The sequence below is a fragment of the Natronoflexus pectinivorans genome (assembly GCF_004345615.1).
Taxonomy (GTDB): Bacteria; Bacteroidota; Bacteroidia; order Bacteroidales; family Marinilabiliaceae; genus Natronoflexus; species Natronoflexus pectinivorans.
Genome location: NZ_SLWK01000005.1, coordinates 40,136 through 60,557, shown reverse-complemented (window position 1 = coordinate 60,557; position 20,422 = coordinate 40,136). Strand labels below are relative to the sequence as shown.

General features: G+C 41.1%; 19 protein-coding genes. 16 read left to right on the top strand and 3 right to left on the bottom strand.

The genetic code is table 11. The features are described from left to right. Position 1: 1 nt before the first annotated feature. The 7 genes from EV194_RS08180 (at position 2) to EV194_RS08150 (ending at position 8,313) form a co-directional block, all read left to right on the top strand. A complete protein-coding gene (locus EV194_RS08180) occupies positions 2-1,345 on the top strand; it encodes a Gfo/Idh/MocA family protein (RefSeq protein WP_207915957.1) in 1,344 nt (447 codons plus the stop codon). 25 nt (positions 1,346-1,370) lie between these two features. Next, entirely contained in the window at positions 1,371-2,720 is a 1,350-nt protein-coding gene (locus tag EV194_RS08175; RefSeq protein ID WP_132433557.1) for a Gfo/Idh/MocA family protein, read from the top strand. A gap of 54 nt (positions 2,721-2,774) precedes the next feature. Beyond that, positions 2,775-3,620, top strand: coding sequence for a sugar phosphate isomerase/epimerase family protein (locus EV194_RS08170; protein ID WP_132433556.1), 846 nt, complete (start codon positions 2,775-2,777; stop codon positions 3,618-3,620). 204 nt (positions 3,621-3,824) lie between these two features. Further along, positions 3,825-4,970, top strand: coding sequence for a Gfo/Idh/MocA family protein (locus EV194_RS08165; protein WP_132433555.1), 1,146 nt, complete (start codon positions 3,825-3,827; stop codon positions 4,968-4,970). A gap of 84 nt (positions 4,971-5,054) precedes the next feature. Further along, positions 5,055-5,969: a glycosyltransferase family 2 protein gene (locus EV194_RS08160; protein WP_132433554.1), complete on the top strand. Its 915-nt coding sequence runs from the start codon at positions 5,055-5,057 to the stop codon at positions 5,967-5,969. 11 nt (positions 5,970-5,980) lie between these two features. Next, positions 5,981-8,008 carry a tetratricopeptide repeat protein gene (locus tag EV194_RS08155; protein WP_132433553.1) on the top strand — a complete coding sequence of 676 codons (2,028 nt, stop codon included), beginning with the start codon at positions 5,981-5,983 and terminating at the stop codon, positions 8,006-8,008. A gap of 29 nt (positions 8,009-8,037) precedes the next feature. Next, positions 8,038-8,313, top strand: a complete 276-nt coding sequence (locus EV194_RS08150; RefSeq protein WP_132433552.1) for a hypothetical protein — start codon at positions 8,038-8,040, stop codon at positions 8,311-8,313. Positions 8,314-8,318: 5 nt separating this feature from the next. On the opposite strand, the gene EV194_RS08145 is transcribed toward EV194_RS08150, so the two are convergent. Further along, entirely contained in the window at positions 8,319-8,762 is a 444-nt protein-coding gene (locus EV194_RS08145) for a YqaA family protein (RefSeq protein WP_132433551.1), read from the bottom strand. A gap of 433 nt (positions 8,763-9,195) precedes the next feature. Here EV194_RS08145 and EV194_RS08140 point away from each other — a divergent pair, with 433 nt between their 5' ends. The 7 genes from EV194_RS08140 (at position 9,196) to EV194_RS08110 (ending at position 16,728) form a co-directional block, all read left to right on the top strand. Beyond that, positions 9,196-9,753 (top strand): cupin domain-containing protein, encoded by a 558-nt coding sequence (locus EV194_RS08140; RefSeq protein WP_207915955.1) that lies wholly within the window; start codon positions 9,196-9,198, stop codon positions 9,751-9,753. Positions 9,754-9,821: 68 nt separating this feature from the next. After that, positions 9,822-10,436 carry a 3'-5' exonuclease gene (locus EV194_RS08135; protein WP_132433550.1) on the top strand — a complete coding sequence of 205 codons (615 nt, stop codon included), beginning with the start codon at positions 9,822-9,824 and terminating at the stop codon, positions 10,434-10,436. Positions 10,437-10,446: 10 nt separating this feature from the next. Further along, the gene (locus EV194_RS08130) at positions 10,447-11,580 is read left to right on the top strand and encodes a helix-turn-helix domain-containing protein (protein ID WP_132433549.1); all 1,134 of its coding nucleotides are present in this window, start codon (positions 10,447-10,449) and stop codon (positions 11,578-11,580) included. 118 nt (positions 11,581-11,698) lie between these two features. Next, complete coding sequence (locus EV194_RS08125) at positions 11,699-14,035, top strand: TonB-dependent receptor (RefSeq protein ID WP_132433548.1); 2,337 nt, start codon at positions 11,699-11,701, stop codon at positions 14,033-14,035. 99 nt (positions 14,036-14,134) lie between these two features. Continuing rightward, the gene (locus EV194_RS08120) at positions 14,135-14,737 is read left to right on the top strand and encodes an ABC transporter ATP-binding protein (RefSeq protein WP_132433547.1); all 603 of its coding nucleotides are present in this window, start codon (positions 14,135-14,137) and stop codon (positions 14,735-14,737) included. Next, the gene (locus tag EV194_RS08115) at positions 14,737-15,519 is read left to right on the top strand and encodes an ABC transporter permease (RefSeq protein ID WP_132433546.1); all 783 of its coding nucleotides are present in this window, start codon (positions 14,737-14,739) and stop codon (positions 15,517-15,519) included. The genes EV194_RS08120 and EV194_RS08115 overlap by 1 nt, the downstream gene beginning before the upstream one ends. A 177-nt stretch (positions 15,520-15,696) precedes the next feature. Beyond that, entirely contained in the window at positions 15,697-16,728 is a 1,032-nt protein-coding gene (locus EV194_RS08110) for an LLM class flavin-dependent oxidoreductase (RefSeq protein ID WP_207915953.1), read from the top strand. Here EV194_RS08110 and EV194_RS08105 read toward each other — a convergent pair. After that, on the bottom strand, positions 16,725-17,702 hold the full coding sequence (locus EV194_RS08105) for a hypothetical protein (protein ID WP_132433545.1): 978 nt from the start codon (positions 17,700-17,702) through the stop codon (positions 16,725-16,727). The genes EV194_RS08110 and EV194_RS08105 overlap by 4 nt on opposite strands. A gap of 107 nt (positions 17,703-17,809) precedes the next feature. Here EV194_RS08105 and EV194_RS08100 point away from each other — a divergent pair, with 107 nt between their 5' ends. Beyond that, positions 17,810-18,790, top strand: coding sequence for an oxidoreductase family protein (locus tag EV194_RS08100; protein ID WP_132433544.1), 981 nt, complete (start codon positions 17,810-17,812; stop codon positions 18,788-18,790). A gap of 52 nt (positions 18,791-18,842) precedes the next feature. Continuing rightward, the gene (locus tag EV194_RS08095) at positions 18,843-19,727 is read left to right on the top strand and encodes a 3'(2'),5'-bisphosphate nucleotidase CysQ family protein (protein ID WP_132433543.1); all 885 of its coding nucleotides are present in this window, start codon (positions 18,843-18,845) and stop codon (positions 19,725-19,727) included. A gap of 222 nt (positions 19,728-19,949) precedes the next feature. Here the strand turns inward: EV194_RS08095 and EV194_RS08090 are convergent, their stop codons facing one another. Next, a complete protein-coding gene (locus EV194_RS08090) occupies positions 19,950-20,396 on the bottom strand; it encodes a DUF2059 domain-containing protein (RefSeq protein WP_132433542.1) in 447 nt (148 codons plus the stop codon). Positions 20,397-20,422: the final 26 nt, after the last annotated feature.

The window sequence follows — 20,422 nt, the reverse complement described above, 5'->3', positions numbered from 1 at the left end:
GATGCAGAAAAACAAAAATATGAACAGGCGAAAATTTCTTGAAAACACCGCATTGGCTGGGACCATAGGAATAATGGGAGCATCAATGCTTGCCGGGTGTTCAAAAAAAAGAAGAGCTGAAGAGTTGGAAATTCCACCTTTAAATGAGCGCGCTCCTGCCGGAAAAAGATTGAAGGCTGGGCTGATTGGCTGCGGACACAGAGGTACTGGAGCTTTGCTTAACTTTTTGAGTACAGGCCCGGGTGTTGAAGTGGGAGCATTAGCAGATGTATTTCCCGATAAAATAACAGAAGTTAGAGAACGTTTGGGCAGATTTAACATCGAAGTACCTGACGACAGATGCTTCTCAGGGCTTGATGCCTATAAAAAAGTAATGCAGACAGATGTTGATGTGGTTCTGCTTGTTACCCCGCCATTCTTCAGGCCTGATCATTTCAGAGCTGCTATTGAAGCAAAAAAGCACGTATTCATGGAGAAACCGGTAGCCGTTGATCCGGTAGGAATCCGGTCGGTTATTGCCACCTCACGGATGGCAAAAACTCTCGGATTAAATGTGGTAACCGGCACACAAAGACGACACCAACATGACTATCTGGCCACGTTTGAGCGAGTAGCCAACGGCGTCATTGGCCAGCCTGTTGCTGCCAAGGCTTTCTGGAATCAGGAACACGTATGGTTCAGACGTCGCCAGGAAGGCTGGACTGATATGGAGTACATGTTACGAAACTGGAACAATTATACATGGCTCAGTGGCGACCACATTCTGGATACACACATTCATAATATTGACGTGGTAAATTGGTTCATGGAAAAATATCCGGTGGCAGCGATTGGATACGGAGGTCGTCACCGAAGAGTAACAGGCGACCAATTTGACTTTTTTAGCATTGACTTTTCATTTGGCAACGGGGTATCTTCTCACAGCATGTGCCGACAGATTGACAATTGCGCCAACGGAGTTGGCGAAATTGTAATGGGAACAAAAGGATACACCAACTGTCTAAATACCATATATAATTTGGATGGCAGCATCAAATGGCAATATCAATACCCAAATGATGAACAGGGCAACCCAATGAATACGCCAAAAATTTCACCCTATATACAGGAACATATCCATCTGGTAACAGCCATCAGAACCGGGTATTACATCAACGAAGGAGAGCGTACGGCATTGTCCAATCTTGCAGCAATCATGGGAAGAGAATCAGCCTATACGGGAAGAAGAATTACATGGGATGAAATATATAACTCCAACTTAAAACTGGGGCCGGAAGACATAACAAAGGGGAATGTAGATATGAAATTTGAGGTTCCCATACCGGGAACCCCAGTGAGATCGTAAATAAAAGAATAATAATCAGGGGAATATGACACAAACAAGAAGATCATTTTGCAAAAACAGTGCCGCAGTAATAGCGGGGGCAAGTCTGGCTTCAGCCTTGCCCGGCATGACAGGTTGTTCCAGCAAAGGACCAAAAATCAGATATGGAGTCATTGGGGTTAACGGAATGGGACTAACAAACATTATGCGTTTTATGGAGCAGCCCGACACTGAGCTGGTAGCCATGTGTGATGTAGATCAAAACATTCTTACCAGGCGGGTAAATGATGCCCGCGACTACTACCTAAAAACCAGAGAAAAAACTGGTCAGGGTGAAGTTCAGCCACCCGAAATAGCAGAGTATAGCGACTACCGTGATCTTATAGCACGTGATGATATTGACGCCGTTATTATCGCGACTCCTGATCATTGGCACTGTTTGCCATTTATTGATGCCTGTAAAGCAGGAAAAGATATTTATGTTGAAAAGCCATTGGCCAACACCATCGGCGAATGCCTGATAATGGAAAAGTACGCCAAACAATACAACCGGGTGGTGCAGGTTGGACAATGGCAGCGAAGCGGAGACCACTGGCAGGATGCCATGGCCTACGTTCACTCAGGTAAACTTGGAAACATTCGCAAAGTTAAAACTTGGGCATACCTATCATGGCTAAAACCAGTTCCAAGGTCCGACGGAAATCCCCCGGCCGGAGTGGATTATGATTTTTGGCTTGGCCCCGCACCAAAGCGCCCTTTTAATGGAAACAGATTTCATTTCCATTTTAGATGGTTCTGGGATTACGGAGGAGGTCTGATGACCGATTGGGGAGCACATCTTATTGATTTTGCCCTGTATGGAATGAAAGCCTCTATGCCCAACAGCATTATGTCTGTAGGTGGAAATTTCAGTATTGATAAAGCTGCCATGGAAACTCCGGACACGCAAACTGCCATATACGAATTTGATGATTTCATTTTACAATGGGAGCACGCCATTGGAATTGATCGCGGCCCATATAATCGCGGCCATGGCGTTGCATTCATTGGCGACAATGGGACTTTGGTAGTAGATCGTGGTGGGTGGGAAGTCCTGCCTGAAAGACCAGGACAAGAAGGTTCCATTGCTGAGGTTCCAAGACAAACTGGAGACGGAAAAGATGCCGCCAACCATGTTAGAGATTTTCTGGACTGCATGAGAACCAGGAAAACCCCAAGGGGTTCAATTGAAGTTGGAAAGGAGATTGCCATTGTTTCTCATATGGGTAACATTGCACACCGCGTTGGCGAAAAGCTCTACTGGGACGACAACAAAAAGGAGTTTGTCAACAACAAAAAGGCGAATGATCTTATTTGGCCGGTTTATAGAAAACCTTGGGAACTCCCGAAAGTTTGAGCATTAAAAAGGCCACAGTCAGGTGAGTATAAATAATAACCTAAATTCACATCTATGAAATCAACATTATTTTTATTAGTGCTACTCATGCTCATGAACATTTCGTGTAAACAATCCGAGGAGAACATGCATCCATGGGAGGATCACGGTTGGAAACTTGCTGTGCAGGCGTGGACTTTTAATCGCTTCACATTTGAAGAAGCACTGGAGGCGGCAAATAAACTGGGTCTTAAATATATTGAAGCATATCCCGGACAGAAAATCACTGAAGGAAGCGAAGCAACCACACATTTCAGCATGAGCGAGGAGACCAAAAATCTGGTGCGCGAATTGACAAATAAATATGATATAAAAATCATCAATTACGGAATTGTGGCTGCCGGTTCAGAAGAAGAGTGGGAGCAATTATTCGCTTTTGCAGCCGATATGGGAATCAAAACCATAGGAAGCGAGCCAGATCCAATCTGGATGGATCTAATAGAGGGTCTCGTGAAGAAATATGATGTTCAACTGGCAATTCATAATCACCCCCCTCCCACCCGTTATTGGAATCCTCAAACAGTTCTGGATGTTATAGAGGGAAGGGATTCTAGAATTGGTGTGAGTGCAGACAACGGACACTGGATGCGTTCGGGGCTGAATCCAATTGATGTATATAAAATGTTGGAAGGGCGCATCAAATACCTGCATCTTAAAGATATGACAGCATTTGATGATATGGATGCACACACTGTTCCCTTCGGCACAGGCGTTTTTAACATGAGAGAAGCTCTTCAGGTGCTTAAAGAGACCGGTTTTAAGGGGGTTATCACAATTGAGCATGAATGGGACTGGGAGAATCCGGCACCAAAAGTTGCAAAATCAATCGAACATTTAAGAGAAATATCAAGAGAACTTTAGCAATAGGTCTATTTCAGATTCAACATCTAAAAAACAAGTATTTGAAATCTGGACTATTTCAAATGAGATGTCGCCCCTGTTTTAACCGGGTCTATTACAATTCATAATTTGTATTGGTTAATATCGTTCTATCACAATTCAGGAAACAGGGCGACATCTCAATTTTACTAACAAGAATTTTCTTCACTTTCATCGTACTGAATAATGGCAAATCAAAAGATAAAAATGGGCATGATTGGCGGTGGTACCGGAGCCTTTATTGGTGATACTCACCGAAAATCAGCATTGTCATCAGGTCAATTTGAGTTAATTGGAGGGATTTTCAGTTCTGACAACTGCAGAAGTCTGGAATTTGCCCGAAAAGAGGGGTTTGATTTAAGAAGGTGCTATAAAAATGTTGAGGAGCTAATCGCTGGTGAAACAGCCTTACCCGAAGAGGAAAGAATGCAACTCATTGCGGTGGTGACTCCTAATGCATCACATTTCCCCATAATCAAAGAACTCATTGCTCATCAGTTTCATGTGATGTGTGAAAAGCCAATGACTCTTAACGTTGATGAAGCCAAAGTTATTGAGGATTTAGTGAGAGATAACGACATAACCTTTGCTCTCGCACATACCTATACCGGTTACCCCATGGTAAGGCAAATGCGAGCGTTGGTGGAGAAGGGATTACTTGGAGAAATACAAAGAATAGATGCACAATATTACCAGGGATGGATCAACAGCATCATTCATGGTAACGACACACGCATAAAAGGCGTGTGGCGGCTGAACCCGGAAGTTGCCGGAGCAAGTTGCTGCATGGGAGATATTGGAGTACACGCCTTTAATCTGATTGAATATATTACCGGATTTAATGTTAAAGAAGTTCTGGCCGACCTTAATACAATCCGTGAAGATATTACTCTGGATTTAGACGGTACCGTTTTGCTGCGCTTTAAAGAGAAATTAAAAGGAGTTATTCGGGCCACGCAGGTAGCAGGAGGAGTTGAGAACGATCTTACCATTGGCATATATGGTTCAAAAGCTTCACTTAAGTGGAGTCAGGAGAATCCTAACCATCTTTGCATGACGGCAGAAAATGAACCTGCCAGAATTTACAAACCCGGAAACAGCTATAATTCTGATTTGTGCGAAATGGGACAAACCATGCCTGCCGGACACCCCGAAGGAATTTATGAAGCGCTTGCTAATATTTATAAAGGAATTGCAAAAAGCATAAGAAAAGAGCAATTGACACATGGAGAGTTCCCAACTGTGCAGGATGGTGTAAGAGGGATGCAGTTTATCCATGCTGTTATAAAATCGAACCGAACCAATAATACATGGGTAAATATTGAGAATTAAAACCCCTGAAAGTGATACTCAATCCTGATGAAATTAATTCAGGGTTAAAGACCAACGCAAAAGTATAACATATAATATACTGCTATGATTTCAATAGTTATTCCGGTTTACAATGAAGAACTGATTCTGCCGAAACTACTCGACAGAATTAAATCTTCTATGCAGGAGATGGATCAGGCATATGAAATTATATTCGTGGATGATGGCAGTAGGGACAGAACTTTGGAGATACTTCATGAGCAAAGAGCTGCTGACAACAGGATAAAAATCATAGAATTTTCACGTAATTTTGGTCATCAGGCAGCCATAACAGCAGGACTGGAGCATGCCACAGGTGAATATATTGCATTAATGGATTCTGATTTGCAGGATCCCCCCGAGTTACTTTCCCAAATGCACGAGAAGCTAAAGGATGGGCAGTTTGATGTGGTTAACGGCTTTCGCGATGCCAGAAAAGATGATAAAAGAAGACGATGGATGACCAAATTATTCCACCGGATTTTTACTGAAGCCAGCGGATTAAGCCAAATTGAAAACACGGGTCATTTTTCAATGATCAACCGACAAGCTTTGGATGCCCTGCTCACCATGAAAGAGAAAACCCGATACATACCGGGTCTCAGAAGCTACATTGGTTTCAGGCAAACCAGCATCAGTTATGAACGCCAGGAACGCGCATCAGGAGAATCGAAAATGTCTCTGACAGATCTCTTTGGACTAGCAGCCGATGCCGTTTTCTCTTTCTCAAAATTCCCATTAAGAGCCTGTTTATGGTTGGGTTTAACCGGTGTTTTTATTTTTCTGTTGGCAGGAATTCATGTTCTGGTATCAAAAATAACAGGATGGGCGCCATTGGGTTGGTCTTCGACCATGATAAGCATCTATTTTTTAGGATCCATACAACTAACTTTTTTAGGTGTTTTAGGCGAATATATTTACAGAACCTACAAAGAGAGTCAGGACAGACCCATATATTTCATCCGTAAAAAGTATTTCTGATTGAGAAACGAATGATAAATGAGGATAAAATATTCAAGTACCTTACCAAAGCATTCCTGGCAATTTCATTGCCGGCAATGCTGGTGATGGCTTTGGATGCCGGTATATCCGGCGATGAATATTTCCATCTCAATCAAGCCGAAGCTGTGGTAAACTGGTATTACTCTTGTGGCAGCGATACCACTGCCCTTCATACGCCGGTGACAAATCTGAAATATTATGGTCAAGGGTTTGATAATGCGGCATCTCTGGTTGCCAGAATATTTAACATTGATGACATTTTCACTATCAGGCATTTAATGAATGCAGTAGCCGGTTGGCTGATTTTTCTTTTCATTGTCCTTTTAGCCTTCACTCTTGGTGGATGGCGTGCTGCCTTCTTTGCTGTTTTACTTTGCGTTCTGTCTCCCCGGTTAATTGGTCACAGTTTTAATAATTTGAAAGATGTTCCGTTTGCTTTGGGATACATTGCCGGCATATATTTTTTGATCAGATGGATGAAAGAATGGCCTTCTGTATCAAAAAAGACCTTAATATCGATGATGTTGACCATTGCTTTTACCATCAGCATCAGACCTCCCGGCCTGATCCTGATTGGATGGCTTTTTCTGATTACTTTTCTGATGCTTATCCATGGCTATTTATTAAACAGGACAACATCCGGGGTGCGCCACTCATTATGGGTTAAAACACTATGGGTTGCCATATCAGGGTATTTGTTGGGACTACTTTTCTGGCCTTTTGCTCTGATGAATCCAATTAAGCACCCGATCATTTCTCATCTGCTGATGGAAGCTTATCCGGTTACCATCAGGCAACTTTTTATGGGAGAGATGATCTGGTCTGATATGCTTCCCTGGTTCTATCTTCCATGGATGATGCTTATAAGCATCACCTTTCCGGTTTTAGCAGGATTTTTATTATTCTTTTTCTCAGGTTTTTGGAAATCATCCAAAAAACGATTGTTTTTTGGATTCATAGTATTTACAATCTTCTTTCCCCTTCTGTATATCATTTTTAAAGAATCGAATGTTTACGGAGGCTGGCGGCATGTATTGTTTATTTATCCTCCCATGGTGGTGCTTTCGGCCATCGGCATAAGCCGATTGTGGCAATTCCTGAAAATCAGGAAAGCCATAACAGCCAGAGCTGTTGTGGCAGCTCTTTTATTAATATCCATGATCCATCCCATAAAATTTATGGCCCTTAATCATCCATTCCAATACCTCTATTTTAATCAGCTAACAGGAGGCTATAAAGGAGCATTCGGTAAATACGAGGCAGATTATTATTTTCATACCATCAGGCCAGCTGCAGAGTGGCTAAACGACTACATAAACGAAACCGGGGAAGAAGATCTGATTATAGCATCCAACTTTGAAACGGCATGGTTTTTCAGAAACAACGACAGGTTAAAAGAACATCGTCAGACCAGTTGGTATAACCGCAGCTTTGAAAATTGGGACTATGCCATTTTTTCAGCGACATATTTACACGCATTTAACTTGAGCCCCAAACAATGGCCACCTTCTGAAACCATTCACAAAGTATATGTGGATGGGATGCCGGTTTGCGTGGTATTGAAAAGAGAGACTTTGTATGATTACCTGGGTTGGAAAGCGTTAAAGGAACGGGACTTTTTCTTGGCAGACTCTCTTTTGAACCTGGCAACCGATGTCCACCCCGGATTGGAAGGTGCCTGGCTAAATCTGGCAAGAGCCCGACATCAGTTAGGAGATTACCACTCGGCAATTAATGCGCTGGATATGGCATTGGAAATCCACCCAACATTTGAACCGGCTTTGATGGAATACGCAAGGATTAGTTTCGCTCTTGGAAATCCGGAAATGGCTTTAAATTTGTTGAATCGACTAACAGGGTATAATAAAAAATACCTCCCCGCATACACCCTGAAAGCAGAATACCTGATAGCCCTTAACCGACAAGCCGAAGCACTTGATGAGATAAAGAAGTGCCTGAAAATACAGCCATCTTGGATGCCGGCAAGAGAATTGTTTTTAGAACTAACTGAATATTAGTATATTTGTAACAATAAAACAATGCGATTATGAGAAAATTTTGGATGATTATTGCAATGGCAATTATTCTGGCCATGGGTGCCGGAACAGTTAACAACGTAATGGCGCAATATGACTATGAATATGAAACCGTAGCGCCTGACACTTTGTCAATTGATGACATGGACCCCATTCTCTACTCTGATGATGATTATGTGGCTGCTGAGAAAAGCAACAATACCGGTATGGTAATTGGTATTATTGTAATCGCCGTAGTAGCAGGATTAATTGTTTTCAAAGTGGTGTCCGGTAAGAAAAAGGAGTAACCGGATTAAAAAAGTTCCATAGCTTTTAATGTGAGGTATCCCCATACTGCGTAGCGCAATGCTTTTCCTATAAACATCCAGATTGCAGTTGGGATTACGCGACTTTTAATAAGTCCCAAAACAACAGCTATTGGATCACCTATACCGGGCAACCAGGTAAAGAAGGCTACCCAGCCTTCTTTGCCTTTTATTTTGGCATGAACTTTCTCTATCTCTTTTTGAGGAATTCTCAGGTATTTCTCAATCCAATGCCACTTTCCGAGCCATCCGATGTAGTAAGATGACATGCCCCCCAACCAATTGCCAATGGTGGCCACAACTAAACTAACGTATGGATCAAATCCGGCCACCAACATCCCTGATAAAACGGCTTCGGAGCTAAACGGTAAAATAGTTGCAGCCAGGAAACTGGCTGCAAAGAGTGCGAGATATCCCAATTCTGTAAACATCCGGCAAAGATATTTATTCTGGGGGATTTAGCCTTTTAATCAGAGAAAAACTAGAGGTTGTCATAGACTGAATGGGCATTTTAACCATATTGCTGATGCAGTATTGCTATCTCAAAATAACATCAATACTTAAAATTCAATTCATTACAAACACTTTCTTGGTGAGAGGCTAATGAATGGAAATGAGGGTGTTAAAATAAAATTTTTGCAACCAACCGGGATGCAAAAGCAAGTTATAAACATGGATTTTTAAATTACAAGTCTGAACTATAGGTTTTGATAATAAAAATCAACAACCTGTAATTTTTATCTATCTTTTGTTTTTATCGTATTACGCGTAAACTCACCTGATGATTATTTTTATTTGGGAATAATGTTGATAGGCACATGATTTTCACTAACTTTCGGCATACAAATCAAAAACCTGACAGTTATGAAAAAGAAATTTATCTTACTTTTAACATTACCGCTGGTGGTGATGTCGTTTTCCTGTCAATCCGGCTCGGGAGGCCAGGAAACAACAGGAATCACAACTCCTGTTGTCGCTGAAATACCTGTTTCTGATGTTGATTTTGATGTTGACTTGGGAGGAGAGCCCTGGGCTTTTGATATAGAGGCTGCCACTTTGGTCAATGATAGTTACCGTTCAGCCAACTGGACTGGTAAATATATGCAGTTGGTGTTTATGTCTTTAAAGCCGGGTGAGGTAATTGATCTCGAAATTCATGAAGACCATGACCAGTTTATTCGCATTGAACAGGGAGAAGCAGTGGTTTGGATGGGGAAATCTGAAGGCGAGTTAACATTCAGACAAGAGGTAGAGGACGATTGGGCAATTATGATTCCGGCAGGTTACTGGCATAAAGTTGAAAATACTGGCGATGTCGATCTGAAACTTTATACTCTGTACGGGCCACCTGAGCATGCAAAAGGAACCACCAATAAAACCTACAAAGAAGCTAAAGATGCACATGATCATCATCACCATTAAGAGACTTTCAGCATCGTTTTTCGAAAACAGGGGTGTCCCTTTTTTTTACATTTAATCTGATTTTACCAGTGGATTTCGTCACCATTGATTTTGAAACAGCCGACAGGTATCGCGATAGTGCATGCGAGATCGGTCTCACTTTTGTGAAGAATTTTGAAGTTACGGAAACTAAATCGTGGCTGATAAAACCGGGTTGTTACCCGGTTTTTGACCCTTACAATATTCATGTACATAGAATAACGCCGAAAGATGTTTCTGACAGCCCGAATTTTTGTGAATTATGGCCAGAAATCCGCCCGTTAATCGAAAATCAATTGCTGATTGCACACAATGCTTCTTTTGATTTAAGTGTACTGAGAAAAACTCTTGATTATTATGGGCTGGAATATCCGGAACTGATGTACAGTTGCAGCTATATTTTCTCAAAAAATGTGTGGCAGGGGTTGTCTGGATACGGACTAGCGGCTTTATGCCATTATCACGACATAGATTTGCAACACCATAGAGCCGGCCCTGATAGCAGGGCTACCGCCGAGTTGGTCGTTAAGGCTTTTCAATTTGCCGGGGTTAGCACCATGGATGCTTTTTCCGAAAAGTTGCAGATGAAGATTGGTCGTCTATTTCCAGGCGGGTATCAACCCTCGGTAAAATACAAAGCCCGAAAAACAAGTAAATTGGCATAGGATCTACTGTATGGATGTAATATTTATTGCCGGCATTTTTATGTCATTTTTTATTGGGTTACTCCTGATCACAAAGAAAGGGAAGGCATTACCTGACAAAATTTTGTCGATATGGGTTTTGGTAATTGGGTTTCATCTGCTTGGGTACCACCTCTATTACCTTGGATTATGGGATACACATCCACATTTAGTTGGTATTACAGCGCCATTCCCACTGTTGCATGGGCCGTTTTTGTATCTATATTCTCGTTTCTCATTGCGCAACGATTTAAGTTTACGAAAAGCAGATTACATTCATTTTGTACCCTTTGTTTTTTCCTACCTCTACATGTCAAGGTTTTTCTTTTTTTACTCAGCCGACGAAAAGGTAATGGTAGATAAAGGATTGGTAGATGATTTTAGCATTTTTTCCAGTGTATTGTTGATCTCATTTATTCTGTCAGGTTTGCTTTATCCCATTTTTGCATATCGGTTGCTGAGTCGTCACAGGCAAATTGTTGACGCCAATTTTTCGTATGACGAAAAATTGACACTTGATTGGGTGAAATATGGAATCTATGGTATTGGGGGCGTTTTTATAACAGTCGCTTTAGTTGTCATCTTGCGCGAAGGATTTGGAATTACCTTTCCGTTTAACGCCGATCTGATATTCTACAGTATGATTGTTTTTCTGATTTTAATGATGGGCTTTTTTGGAATTCGCCAAAAGAATATTTTTAGCCATGATACATCAGATCTGGTGGTGATTACGCAAGAGGACGATATTGCGAGAAAATATTATAAAACGGGACTAAATAGTGAAACGGGGATGCAAATTCATAAGAATCTTGGAGAGTTGATGCAAGAACAAAAACCTTATTTAAACCCCCGCCTCACATTAAGTGAATTGGCCGTTTTGTTAAATATTTCTCCAAATCAGTTATCTCAGGTTATTAATCAATACGAGAGAGTTAATTTTCATGATTTTGTTAATCGGTATAGAGTTGATGAATTTATATCAATCTCTGCTATAAATAATCATCTAAACATACTTGGTCTTGCATTAGACTCAGGGTTTAATTCCAAATCGTCCTTTAATGCAGTGTTTAAAAAGCACAAAGGGATAACTCCATCTCAATTTCTGAGGCAGAGATTGGAAACATAATTACTGTTTAGCAGAAGGGGAAAAGGTGCAAGCATACACGTTTGGACGATACCAATAGTTATTTGCTGTTCCTTTGTGGTTTTTACAAATTAAATGTTGCCAACTTTTTAAAACAACCATGAAGAAAGTACTTTTTTTAATTTTCTTCGCAGCAATATCTGCGAACACATTCTCTCAAACCATAACACAAACCATCAGAGGCCAGGTGTTTGATCAATCAACACAGGAGCCCTTACCTTTTTGTACTGTTTTTATTGAAGATTCAGATCCGGTTGTGGGGACTACCACCAATGATCATGGAGCATTTGAGCTATTGAATGTCCCTGTTGGCCGTAGAATTTTAAGAGTAAGTATGGTGGGGTATGAAAGTTATATTGTTAATGATTTAATAGTAAGTTCAGGCCGTGAGGTTAATCTCCAGATAAATCTCAGACCCACATCTTCCGAATTGGCCGAGGTAGTTGTCACCACCAGAAAGGACAATCCGCAAAATTCAATGGTGACTTTGAGCGGACGACAATTTACAGTTGAAGAGACCGAACGTTATGCGGGAGGGTTAAATGACCCTGCACGATTGGCTTCATCCTTTGCCGGTGTGGCTACACCATCGGTAGGCAGCAACGGCATTTCGGTACGTGGCAATAACCCCAACGGGTTATTGTGGCAAATTGAAGGTGTTGAGGTGCCCAATCCAAACCATTTTGCCAATCTTTCAGTAGTAGGTGGCGGAATGCTAACCGCCATCAGCAATCAAATAATGGGTAACAGCGATTTTTATACCGGTGCTTTCCCTGCTGAATATGGAAACGCCAGTTCCGGGGTATTTGACATCCATTTACGCACCGGGAACTCAAAAAGACGGGAATATACTCTACAGGCCGGGATATTAGGAGTTGATTTTGCCACCGAGGGGCCTTTTATAAAAGGGGAAGAGGCCTCTTATATTATGAATTACCGATATTCAACAATGGCACTGGTTTCTCCTTTGTTGCCCGATAATGCAGGCGTTCTGAAATATCAGGATTTAGCTTTTAAGTCTGTTTTTCCTACGCAAAACTCCGGAACTTTTACTTTTTGGGGTATTGGTGCTTTTGATGGAGTGGATATGGTTGCAGCCGACAGTGTTGATTGGAAAGCTGATTTTGACCGTGAAAACTCGTCAACCAGTCTATATCTGTATGCTACCGGATTATCTCACCAACTGAGGTTAGGTTCTCGTACTTTTGTCCGCTCAGCAATATCAACCTCCGGAGATGGATTGTCGCATAGTGAAACCAGGCTTGGTTTCATCGATCTGCAAGAAAATCCGTACTCAAAAGTTAAAAATCACTCTGGCAGGGTTTCGTTGCAATCTCGCATACAGCATCATTTTTCCGATAAACATGTCAACAGAACGGGGTTTCGTTATAGCTATATATACTACAATGTGGGTATTGAAAAAGCCCTTGCAGAAGGGACGTCTCCGGTTCCGTTTGCTGATGGGAAGGGTGAAACAGGGTTGTTTCAGGTTTATACACAATCAACATACAGGATACTTCCCGATTTGGAATTGAATATGGGAATTAATACACAGTTGTTGTTACTGAACAACAGCTTCTCAGTAGAACCCCGAGTGGGTATAAAATATCATCTCAACGAAAATCAAAATTTAGCGATGGCTTATGGCGTGCACAGCCGCGTTGAACAGCTTCCTCTTTACTTTGTGGTGATTGATGGAGAACAGCCAAATAAAGATCTGGATTTAATGAGAAATCAACACTTTATTCTTTCATGGAACATGAGACTGTCTCCGTACTTACGATTGCAAATTGAACCTTATTATCAGCGCTTGACCAATATTCCGGTATCCCCTGATGGTTATTTGGCAAGTGTGAATTTTATGGAGGAGATTTTTTTTAATGACCATTTGGTTAATAAAGGAATCGGGAGAAATTTGGGAATTGATTTTACTTTCGAACAGTTTTTAAATAGAGGCTTTTATTATCTTTTTACCACATCGTTGTTTGATTCTAAATACAAAACACCTGATGGCGTTGAACGAAATACACGTTTTAATCGCAATTATGTAATTAATTTTTTGACCGGAAAAGAGTGGGTCGTTGGTCAAGACAACAACAACTTGTTGAGTGCCGGTATTCGTTTGAATTATATGGGAGGGCTTCGTAAAGAGCCTGTTAACATGGAAGAATCCCTTCTAGCCGGCGAAGTGATCTATGGGGAGACATACGGAAACCTGGCATTCGATAAACAACACAGCGACATGCCAATAATTTCAGTCTCTCTTTCCTATCGGAAAAACAGACCCCGCTACTCGTCTGTCTGGTCGTTACAGATTTTGAACATGCTGGCTGCAAAGGAGTTTAATTCACACTATTATCATTTAAAAGATGAAACCATCGAGAGCAGGTACGAAGGTATAATGATTCCAAACATCAGCTATAGAATTGAATTTTAACCAAAGGAATTATTTATGCATGCCGAATGATGCAGTTTTGATTTTAGTTTCAGTAGTTTTGTGGCATACTGTTTCAAAATCAATTGATAATTTCAAAATATGATTCAATTTAAGGACGTTCAATTATCCTTTAACGAGGGGATTATCTTTAACAAACTTTCATTCTTTATAAACCACGGGCAAAACACTTGCATTTCTGGTCCGTCAGGCAGTGGAAAATCATCAATCCTTAAAATGATTCAAGGCTATTTGATTCCCCCGTTTGGGGAAATCTTTGTTGACGGAATTTTGTTGGATAAAATCTCGGTAAGAGATATTCGTATGCAAATGGCTTATGTACCACAAAACATCAACTTACCTGTAGCCAATGGTCTGGAGTTGATGCGGTTGATAGGTAGCGAGAAGAAGAGAGATGTTGTAGAATCTTATATTGACAACCTGGGTCTTGAAAAAGAGATGTTGACACGCTCTATTGATGAGATGAGTGGTGGTCAAAAACAAAGAATCATCATTGCCACATGTTTGTCTCTGGAAAGGGAGATTTTACTTTTGGATGAGCCAACTTCATCATTGGACGACGGGTCGATCAGCCGGTTGATAAAGGTGGTGAAAAATCTGGATAAGAAAACGATTGTATCCGCATCACATAATCCGGAGTGGATTCAGTCGATGGATCAGGAAATTAAAATAGAAGGGATATAATGGGTAAAATGGTTGATATAGGATGGTGGGATTTACTAGTTGGTTTTACAATATTGGTGATTCCCATTTTCATTTTTAGCTTTTACAAGGTAAAACTGAATAAAGATTTAATCATAAGCGTTACGCGGATGATCATTCAACTATTTTTAGTGGCTGTTTATCTTGAATGGATTTTTGAACAAAACAGTGCTTGGATTAACACCCTGTGGGTGTTGATCATGGTAATAATTGGTGCAGCAACTGTGGTAAAGAGGGTTGCCCTTTCATGGAAACATTTTCTCGTTCCATTGCTTTTGGCCGGCTTTATATCTATTTTTATTATTGATGCCTTTCTCCTGGGGTTGGTTATAAAGCCTGATTACTTTTTTGATGCACGATATTTTGTCCCTATTACCGGAATGGTACTTGGCAATTCCCTCAACCACAATATTGTTGGTCTTACTGCATGGTTCGATGGGTTGTCAAAACAGCGTGAATTGTATTATTTTTTATTGACCAACAGTGGAAGCAAGCGTCAGGCCATGCTTCCATTCATACAGGACGCCTTAAAGAAAGGGCTTAACCCGATGTTGGCAACCATGTCGGTTATGGGGCTAATCTCCCTTCCGGGTATGATGACCGGACAGATTTTAGGAGGCGCTTCCCCGGGGGTTGCTATTAAATATCAGGTCATGATAATGCTTGCAATTTTTGTGGGTTGTACTTTAACATTGATCCTAAGCATACTGTTTTCTAAGAAAAAGCTGGTTGATGAATTTGGAAACCTGAAATCCTTCAGATAGACCTGTGTTGTGTTTGTTTGACAGCGGGTTTAAATATTAAACAATTAATTAGCAATTTATCTGGGCTTCACAATCCCAAGACTGAATCTAAATCTTTGAACAATTTCTTGTTTTATTAGTTTTTTCTATATACACAAAAACATAATAACTAAAAACAATAAAAATAAGGAGCGATTTATGATTGAGATTGGGATCGATAGTTTTGCAGCAGTAAAACCCGGACAGGTCGAGAACCGTGTAGAGAACGGTGTGGAATCCCTTACAGAACTGCTTGAAAGAATTGTCAGGGCTGATGAATCCGGGCTTCATGTTTTTGGTTTTGGGGAGCATCATCGGGAGGAGTATCTGGATTCGGCCAATACCATAATAATGGCAGCAGCAGCTGCACGTACCAAGCAAATTCGACTGGTCAGTGCGGTTACAGTTTTAAGTGCTGCCGACCCGGTGCGGGTTTATCAACAATTCGCCACTCTGGATCTCATATCCAAAGGCAGGGTTGAAATGGTGGCCGGCAGGGGATCGTTCATTGATGCTTTCCCTCTGTTTGGCCTGGATTTGAACGATTACGATGATCTCTTCACAGAAAAGCTGGATCTTTTTCTAAAGATTCAAAAGGAGGAGCGAATCACCTGGCAAGGCAAGTTTCGTCCGGCCATGAATGACCAACCTGTGTATCCGCGTTCATTGCAAAATCCCATACCTGTATGGCTGGGAGTTGGAGGAACTCCTGCTTCATTTGTGAGGGCAGGGAAAATGAGGCTCCCGCTTATGGTGGCCATCATTGGTGGGGAAACTCACCGTTTTCGTCCGCTTGTTGATAAGTACCGGGAGGCATGGTTGCAGGCCGGGCATCCTGAATCTGAGATGAAGGTGGGACTGCACTCATTGGGGTATGTTGCTGATACCACTCAAAATGCCATCGAAGAGTTTTACCCAGGATATGCAGAGTCTTTCACAAAAATTGGGCAGGAACGGGGATGGCCACCGGTTACCCGCAGTAGGTTTGATCCACTTACCGAACCTCGGGGAGCTCTATTGGTAGGAGATGCATCCACCGTGGCTGAAAAAATTCTTCGCCACAGCGAAGCCCTGGGAGGAATCAATCGTGTAACCTTTCAAATGGATAGTGCATTATTGTCCCATGAGCAGTTGTTGCGTTCCATTGAGTTGATAGGGAAAGAGGTAATTCCTTTGGTAAACAGCGATTAGGTTTCCGAATTAGCGACTTCTTCTCGGCTCGGCGCAATATAGAGCCACAATAGAAAGAGAAACGAAGCATTTACAGTCGTCTCTAAGACAGCAATCAGGAATGTAAGTTCAAATATTAGCAACCAATTGGCCGCTGCAAATATTAATAACAACGCGATCAGCGGAAGGAATATCAGCGCAAGAAGAAGTAATGACCTTCGGGCATTTTTTAGACGCTTTGTATAAAGAACAAGATGGATTACTAATATTGGTAATGAAAAAATCAGGAGTATGATAGGGACGGATTGGTCAGGGTTAGAGAAAAAGTGGTCGAGGGTCAGTTTTATAAGAATGAATACGATTAGGGCATAATAAATTAATGAAGAAAGAGTTAAGATGAGCATCCATTTGGAAAATTTCCCTCTGTTAAAGCCTACGACTTTTTCCTCTGTAGATTCCCGGTTCGTTTTAAGAGAAAAGAATGTGACGATCAACACAACTACTCCGGCCAAAAAACCAAATGACAGGAACAGTAACAAAATCAGCATCTTGTTTTGAATTTCATATCTAAACAAAACTTCTAGGAAAGACGCGTATATTGGGATGGATGTTAATCCAAAGAAAAACATGTACATGAAAAAGCCTGATAATAATGTTATGAGCCATGAAGTTTTTGGTTTAAATATGCGAATGCTTAAGAGAAAAGATCCGGCCAGCATCATAATAGTCCATGGCACTTGAATCGAAAATAATCCTGCATTTAGGGGAAGCAGAAATGCAAAGTATAGGCTGTATGAATATATGTGTTCCAGAGAATTAATGCTGAATGTTTCAACGAAATACCCAACAAATTTTGCCGAGGAAATTGTAAATAGCAATAGAATTGCAGTAATATATTCGCCGCGTGATAATGGTTTTTCAGAGCTCCAAAAAAGATGTTTCAGAAAAGTGAATTCGTTTGAATTGCTGCCGAAGGAATTTGTTTGATTGTTCATGGGTTTTGATTGAGATTCTGAAATTAGAAAGAGTAAAAGTAATATTTCCTTAATTAGCAGGCAAATTGTAATTTTGCCGATATTTTATCAGAAACACACATTTTACCGTGAACAGCTACTTTAAGGAAGAAATAATCAGGATTGCCGGAACAGAACTTATTGTAAAGGTTGAAGATATTCAGTCACTCTGGAGCGGCTATGGCCGCATCCAGAGATTTTTTTTTAAAGGAGGTAATTGCTCATCCTTAGTTGTAAAACACATTTCATATCCCGAAGAGATGAACCATCCGCGGGGTTGGAATACCTCTGTTTCGCACCAAAGAAAATTACATTCTTATCAGGTTGAAATAGAATGGTACAAGAACTGGAGAAACCGTTGTACGAATAATTGTTACGCACCAGCTTGCCTGGGCGTGGCACAGCAAGGGAATGAAATCCTGATTGTGTTGGAGGATTTGAACAGCACGGGTTTTCCAGCAAGAGCTAAAGCTCTTGCGTTGGAGCGGATGGAGATTTGTTTGAGCTGGCTTGCCCATTTTCATGCCATTTATATGCATAGTGAGCCTGTTGGATTATGGCCAATTGGTACATATTGGCATTTGGATACCCGTCCCGATGAATTGAAGTTACTCACGGACAAGAACCTGAAACAGGCAGCTCCCGGCATTGACCGTGTTTTAAACCATACTAAACATAAGACGTTGGTGCATGGTGATGCCAAACTTGCAAATTTCTGTTTTTCTGATGACATGAAAAAAGTTGCTGCCGTGGACTTTCAGTATGTTGGTGGTGGTTGCGGCATGAAAGATGTGGCGTACTTTATTGGCAGTTGTTTATATGAAGAGGATTGTGAAAAGTACGAAGTTCAACTTCTCAATATCTATTTTCAACATCTTAAAGATGCCATCTCCGGAAGTCAACAAGGTGTTAATTTCGATAAACTGGAACAAGAGTGGCGGGAGATGTACCCTTACGCCTGGGCCGATTTTCATCGTTTCCTGAAAGGATGGAGTCCCGGGCATTGGAAAATAAACAGTTACAGTGAAAAAATGACCAGGAGGGTTATACAAGATTTGGAGAACAGGTAGAAAGTGGCTCTATCGGCAAAAGGATTAATTCAAATTCAAAAGGAACGAAAACATGGAACTATCAACAGAGCAACTTTGGTTATTGAAACAAAATGCCATATCAGCTGCTTACCAGGCAGGAACTTACATATCAAAACAGGTCAACAGAAAGTTAAATGTTGGAACAAAAGCTTCGGGCGATAGCTTGGCATCTCAGGTTTTTACCGAGGTTGATATGGAAAGCCAGAATATAGTTTCACAGGTTTTGGAGCCAACCCTTGAAGCATTTGACCTCGGCTTTTTGGCCGAGGAGAGTCCCGACAACGGGAGCCGCCTCCAAAAGGATTATTTCTGGTGCATTGATCCGCTGGATGGGACGCTCCCATTTATTAACCAACAGCATGGATATTCTGTGTCCATCGCTCTGGTAAGGAAAGATGGAGTGCCGGTAGTAGGTGTGGTGTACGATCCTTTAAAACAAAACCTTTATCATGCATATTTCGATGGAGGAGCCTTTTTTAATCACAACAAAATTGTGATTCCTGAGAATAATGATGAGGTGTTGCATCTTTACTCAGACAGGAGTTTTGCAGAACAGAAATTTTTTCCCGACGTAGTAAAGAAATTTGAAGAGCAGCATCAATCTACCGGATGTAAGAGAGTTGAACTGCACACCACAGCCGGAGGAGCCATGAATGCTTGTATGGTTTTACAGCACGCTAATGCCTGTTATTTTAAGTTTCCTAAGGATGAAGAGGGTGGAGGCAGTTTTTGGGATTACGCAGCATCGGCTTGTATTTTTAATGAGGCCGGAGCGATTTCCTGCGATATGTTTGGTGTGCCACTTGAGTTAAACAGACCTGAATCAACTTATATGAACCACAAGGGAATTTTATACGCCAGTAAGAAGAGGATTACGGAGGTGGTATTGGAAACATTCAATTCATTTCCCATATGATGGAATTAGAGAAAGAGTCTGTCTTATAATTAATCTTAATAACCCTTGTCTTTCAGATCGTAAATATTAGATTAACAATTCACTCCTCAATCTAATAGGCGACTTTAAGCCTCCCGCTTGGGGGAGGTTTGGAGGGGAGAAAGAGAGGTTGCTTGCAAATTGTAAGGATTGATTAATATTATTTGACTTTTATAACAGCCTCCTTTCTCTTTATTTTTTGTGTTAATACCCTTTTTCTTCCATTCTCTTCGTAAACTCCTGACCGAGTTTCATTCCCCATGCTTGTCCAATTTGCATCGATTCCTCCATAATCAGAGGTGTGCTTTCGGCAAATTTTAAACCAGCCGGCGATTCATAGAACTTAATGATGTCCTGTAAATCTGCGATGGACATATATTTAGAATAGACAGGAACCAGCATTTCTGTTAACTCATCCATTGAAGTTTTCAGGAATTCTTTTTCAAGTTCCGTCCAAACCTTTGTTCCAACATTAGGATACTGATGTTTAAACATCGATATCATTTGTTTGATGGCGGTTTGATATGACGCTTCAGTACCTGAAACTTCAAACATCTTTTTAAGAGTTTTGCTGTAATCGCAACCCTCTTGTCCGATTGCTGTCATGCCTGCTAAAATAAAAACAGCAATTGCAAAAAACTTTTTAATCATAATTATTGTGTTAAGTGGGTAAAAAT

Coding starts and splice junctions, on each gene's coding strand:
- EV194_RS08095 (WP_132433543.1), top strand. CDS start 18,843: ATGGAACTATCAACAGAGCAACTTTGGTTATTGAAACAAAATGCCATA.
- EV194_RS08090 (WP_132433542.1), bottom strand. CDS start 20,396: ATGATTAAAAAGTTTTTTGCAATTGCTGTTTTTATTTTAGCAGGCATG.
- EV194_RS08175 (WP_132433557.1), top strand. CDS start 1,371: ATGACACAAACAAGAAGATCATTTTGCAAAAACAGTGCCGCAGTAATA.
- EV194_RS08125 (WP_132433548.1), top strand. CDS start 11,699: ATGAAGAAAGTACTTTTTTTAATTTTCTTCGCAGCAATATCTGCGAAC.
- EV194_RS08165 (WP_132433555.1), top strand. CDS start 3,825: ATGGCAAATCAAAAGATAAAAATGGGCATGATTGGCGGTGGTACCGGA.
- EV194_RS08110 (WP_207915953.1), top strand. CDS start 15,697: ATGATTGAGATTGGGATCGATAGTTTTGCAGCAGTAAAACCCGGACAG.
- EV194_RS08105 (WP_132433545.1), bottom strand. CDS start 17,702: ATGAACAATCAAACAAATTCCTTCGGCAGCAATTCAAACGAATTCACT.
- EV194_RS08155 (WP_132433553.1), top strand. CDS start 5,981: ATGATAAATGAGGATAAAATATTCAAGTACCTTACCAAAGCATTCCTG.
- EV194_RS08180 (WP_207915957.1), top strand. CDS start 2: ATGCAGAAAAACAAAAATATGAACAGGCGAAAATTTCTTGAAAACACC.
- EV194_RS08170 (WP_132433556.1), top strand. CDS start 2,775: ATGAAATCAACATTATTTTTATTAGTGCTACTCATGCTCATGAACATT.
- EV194_RS08150 (WP_132433552.1), top strand. CDS start 8,038: ATGAGAAAATTTTGGATGATTATTGCAATGGCAATTATTCTGGCCATG.
- EV194_RS08160 (WP_132433554.1), top strand. CDS start 5,055: ATGATTTCAATAGTTATTCCGGTTTACAATGAAGAACTGATTCTGCCG.
- EV194_RS08140 (WP_207915955.1), top strand. CDS start 9,196: ATGAAAAAGAAATTTATCTTACTTTTAACATTACCGCTGGTGGTGATG.
- EV194_RS08130 (WP_132433549.1), top strand. CDS start 10,447: ATGGATGTAATATTTATTGCCGGCATTTTTATGTCATTTTTTATTGGG.
- EV194_RS08115 (WP_132433546.1), top strand. CDS start 14,737: ATGGGTAAAATGGTTGATATAGGATGGTGGGATTTACTAGTTGGTTTT.
- EV194_RS08145 (WP_132433551.1), bottom strand. CDS start 8,762: ATGTTTACAGAATTGGGATATCTCGCACTCTTTGCAGCCAGTTTCCTG.
- EV194_RS08120 (WP_132433547.1), top strand. CDS start 14,135: ATGATTCAATTTAAGGACGTTCAATTATCCTTTAACGAGGGGATTATC.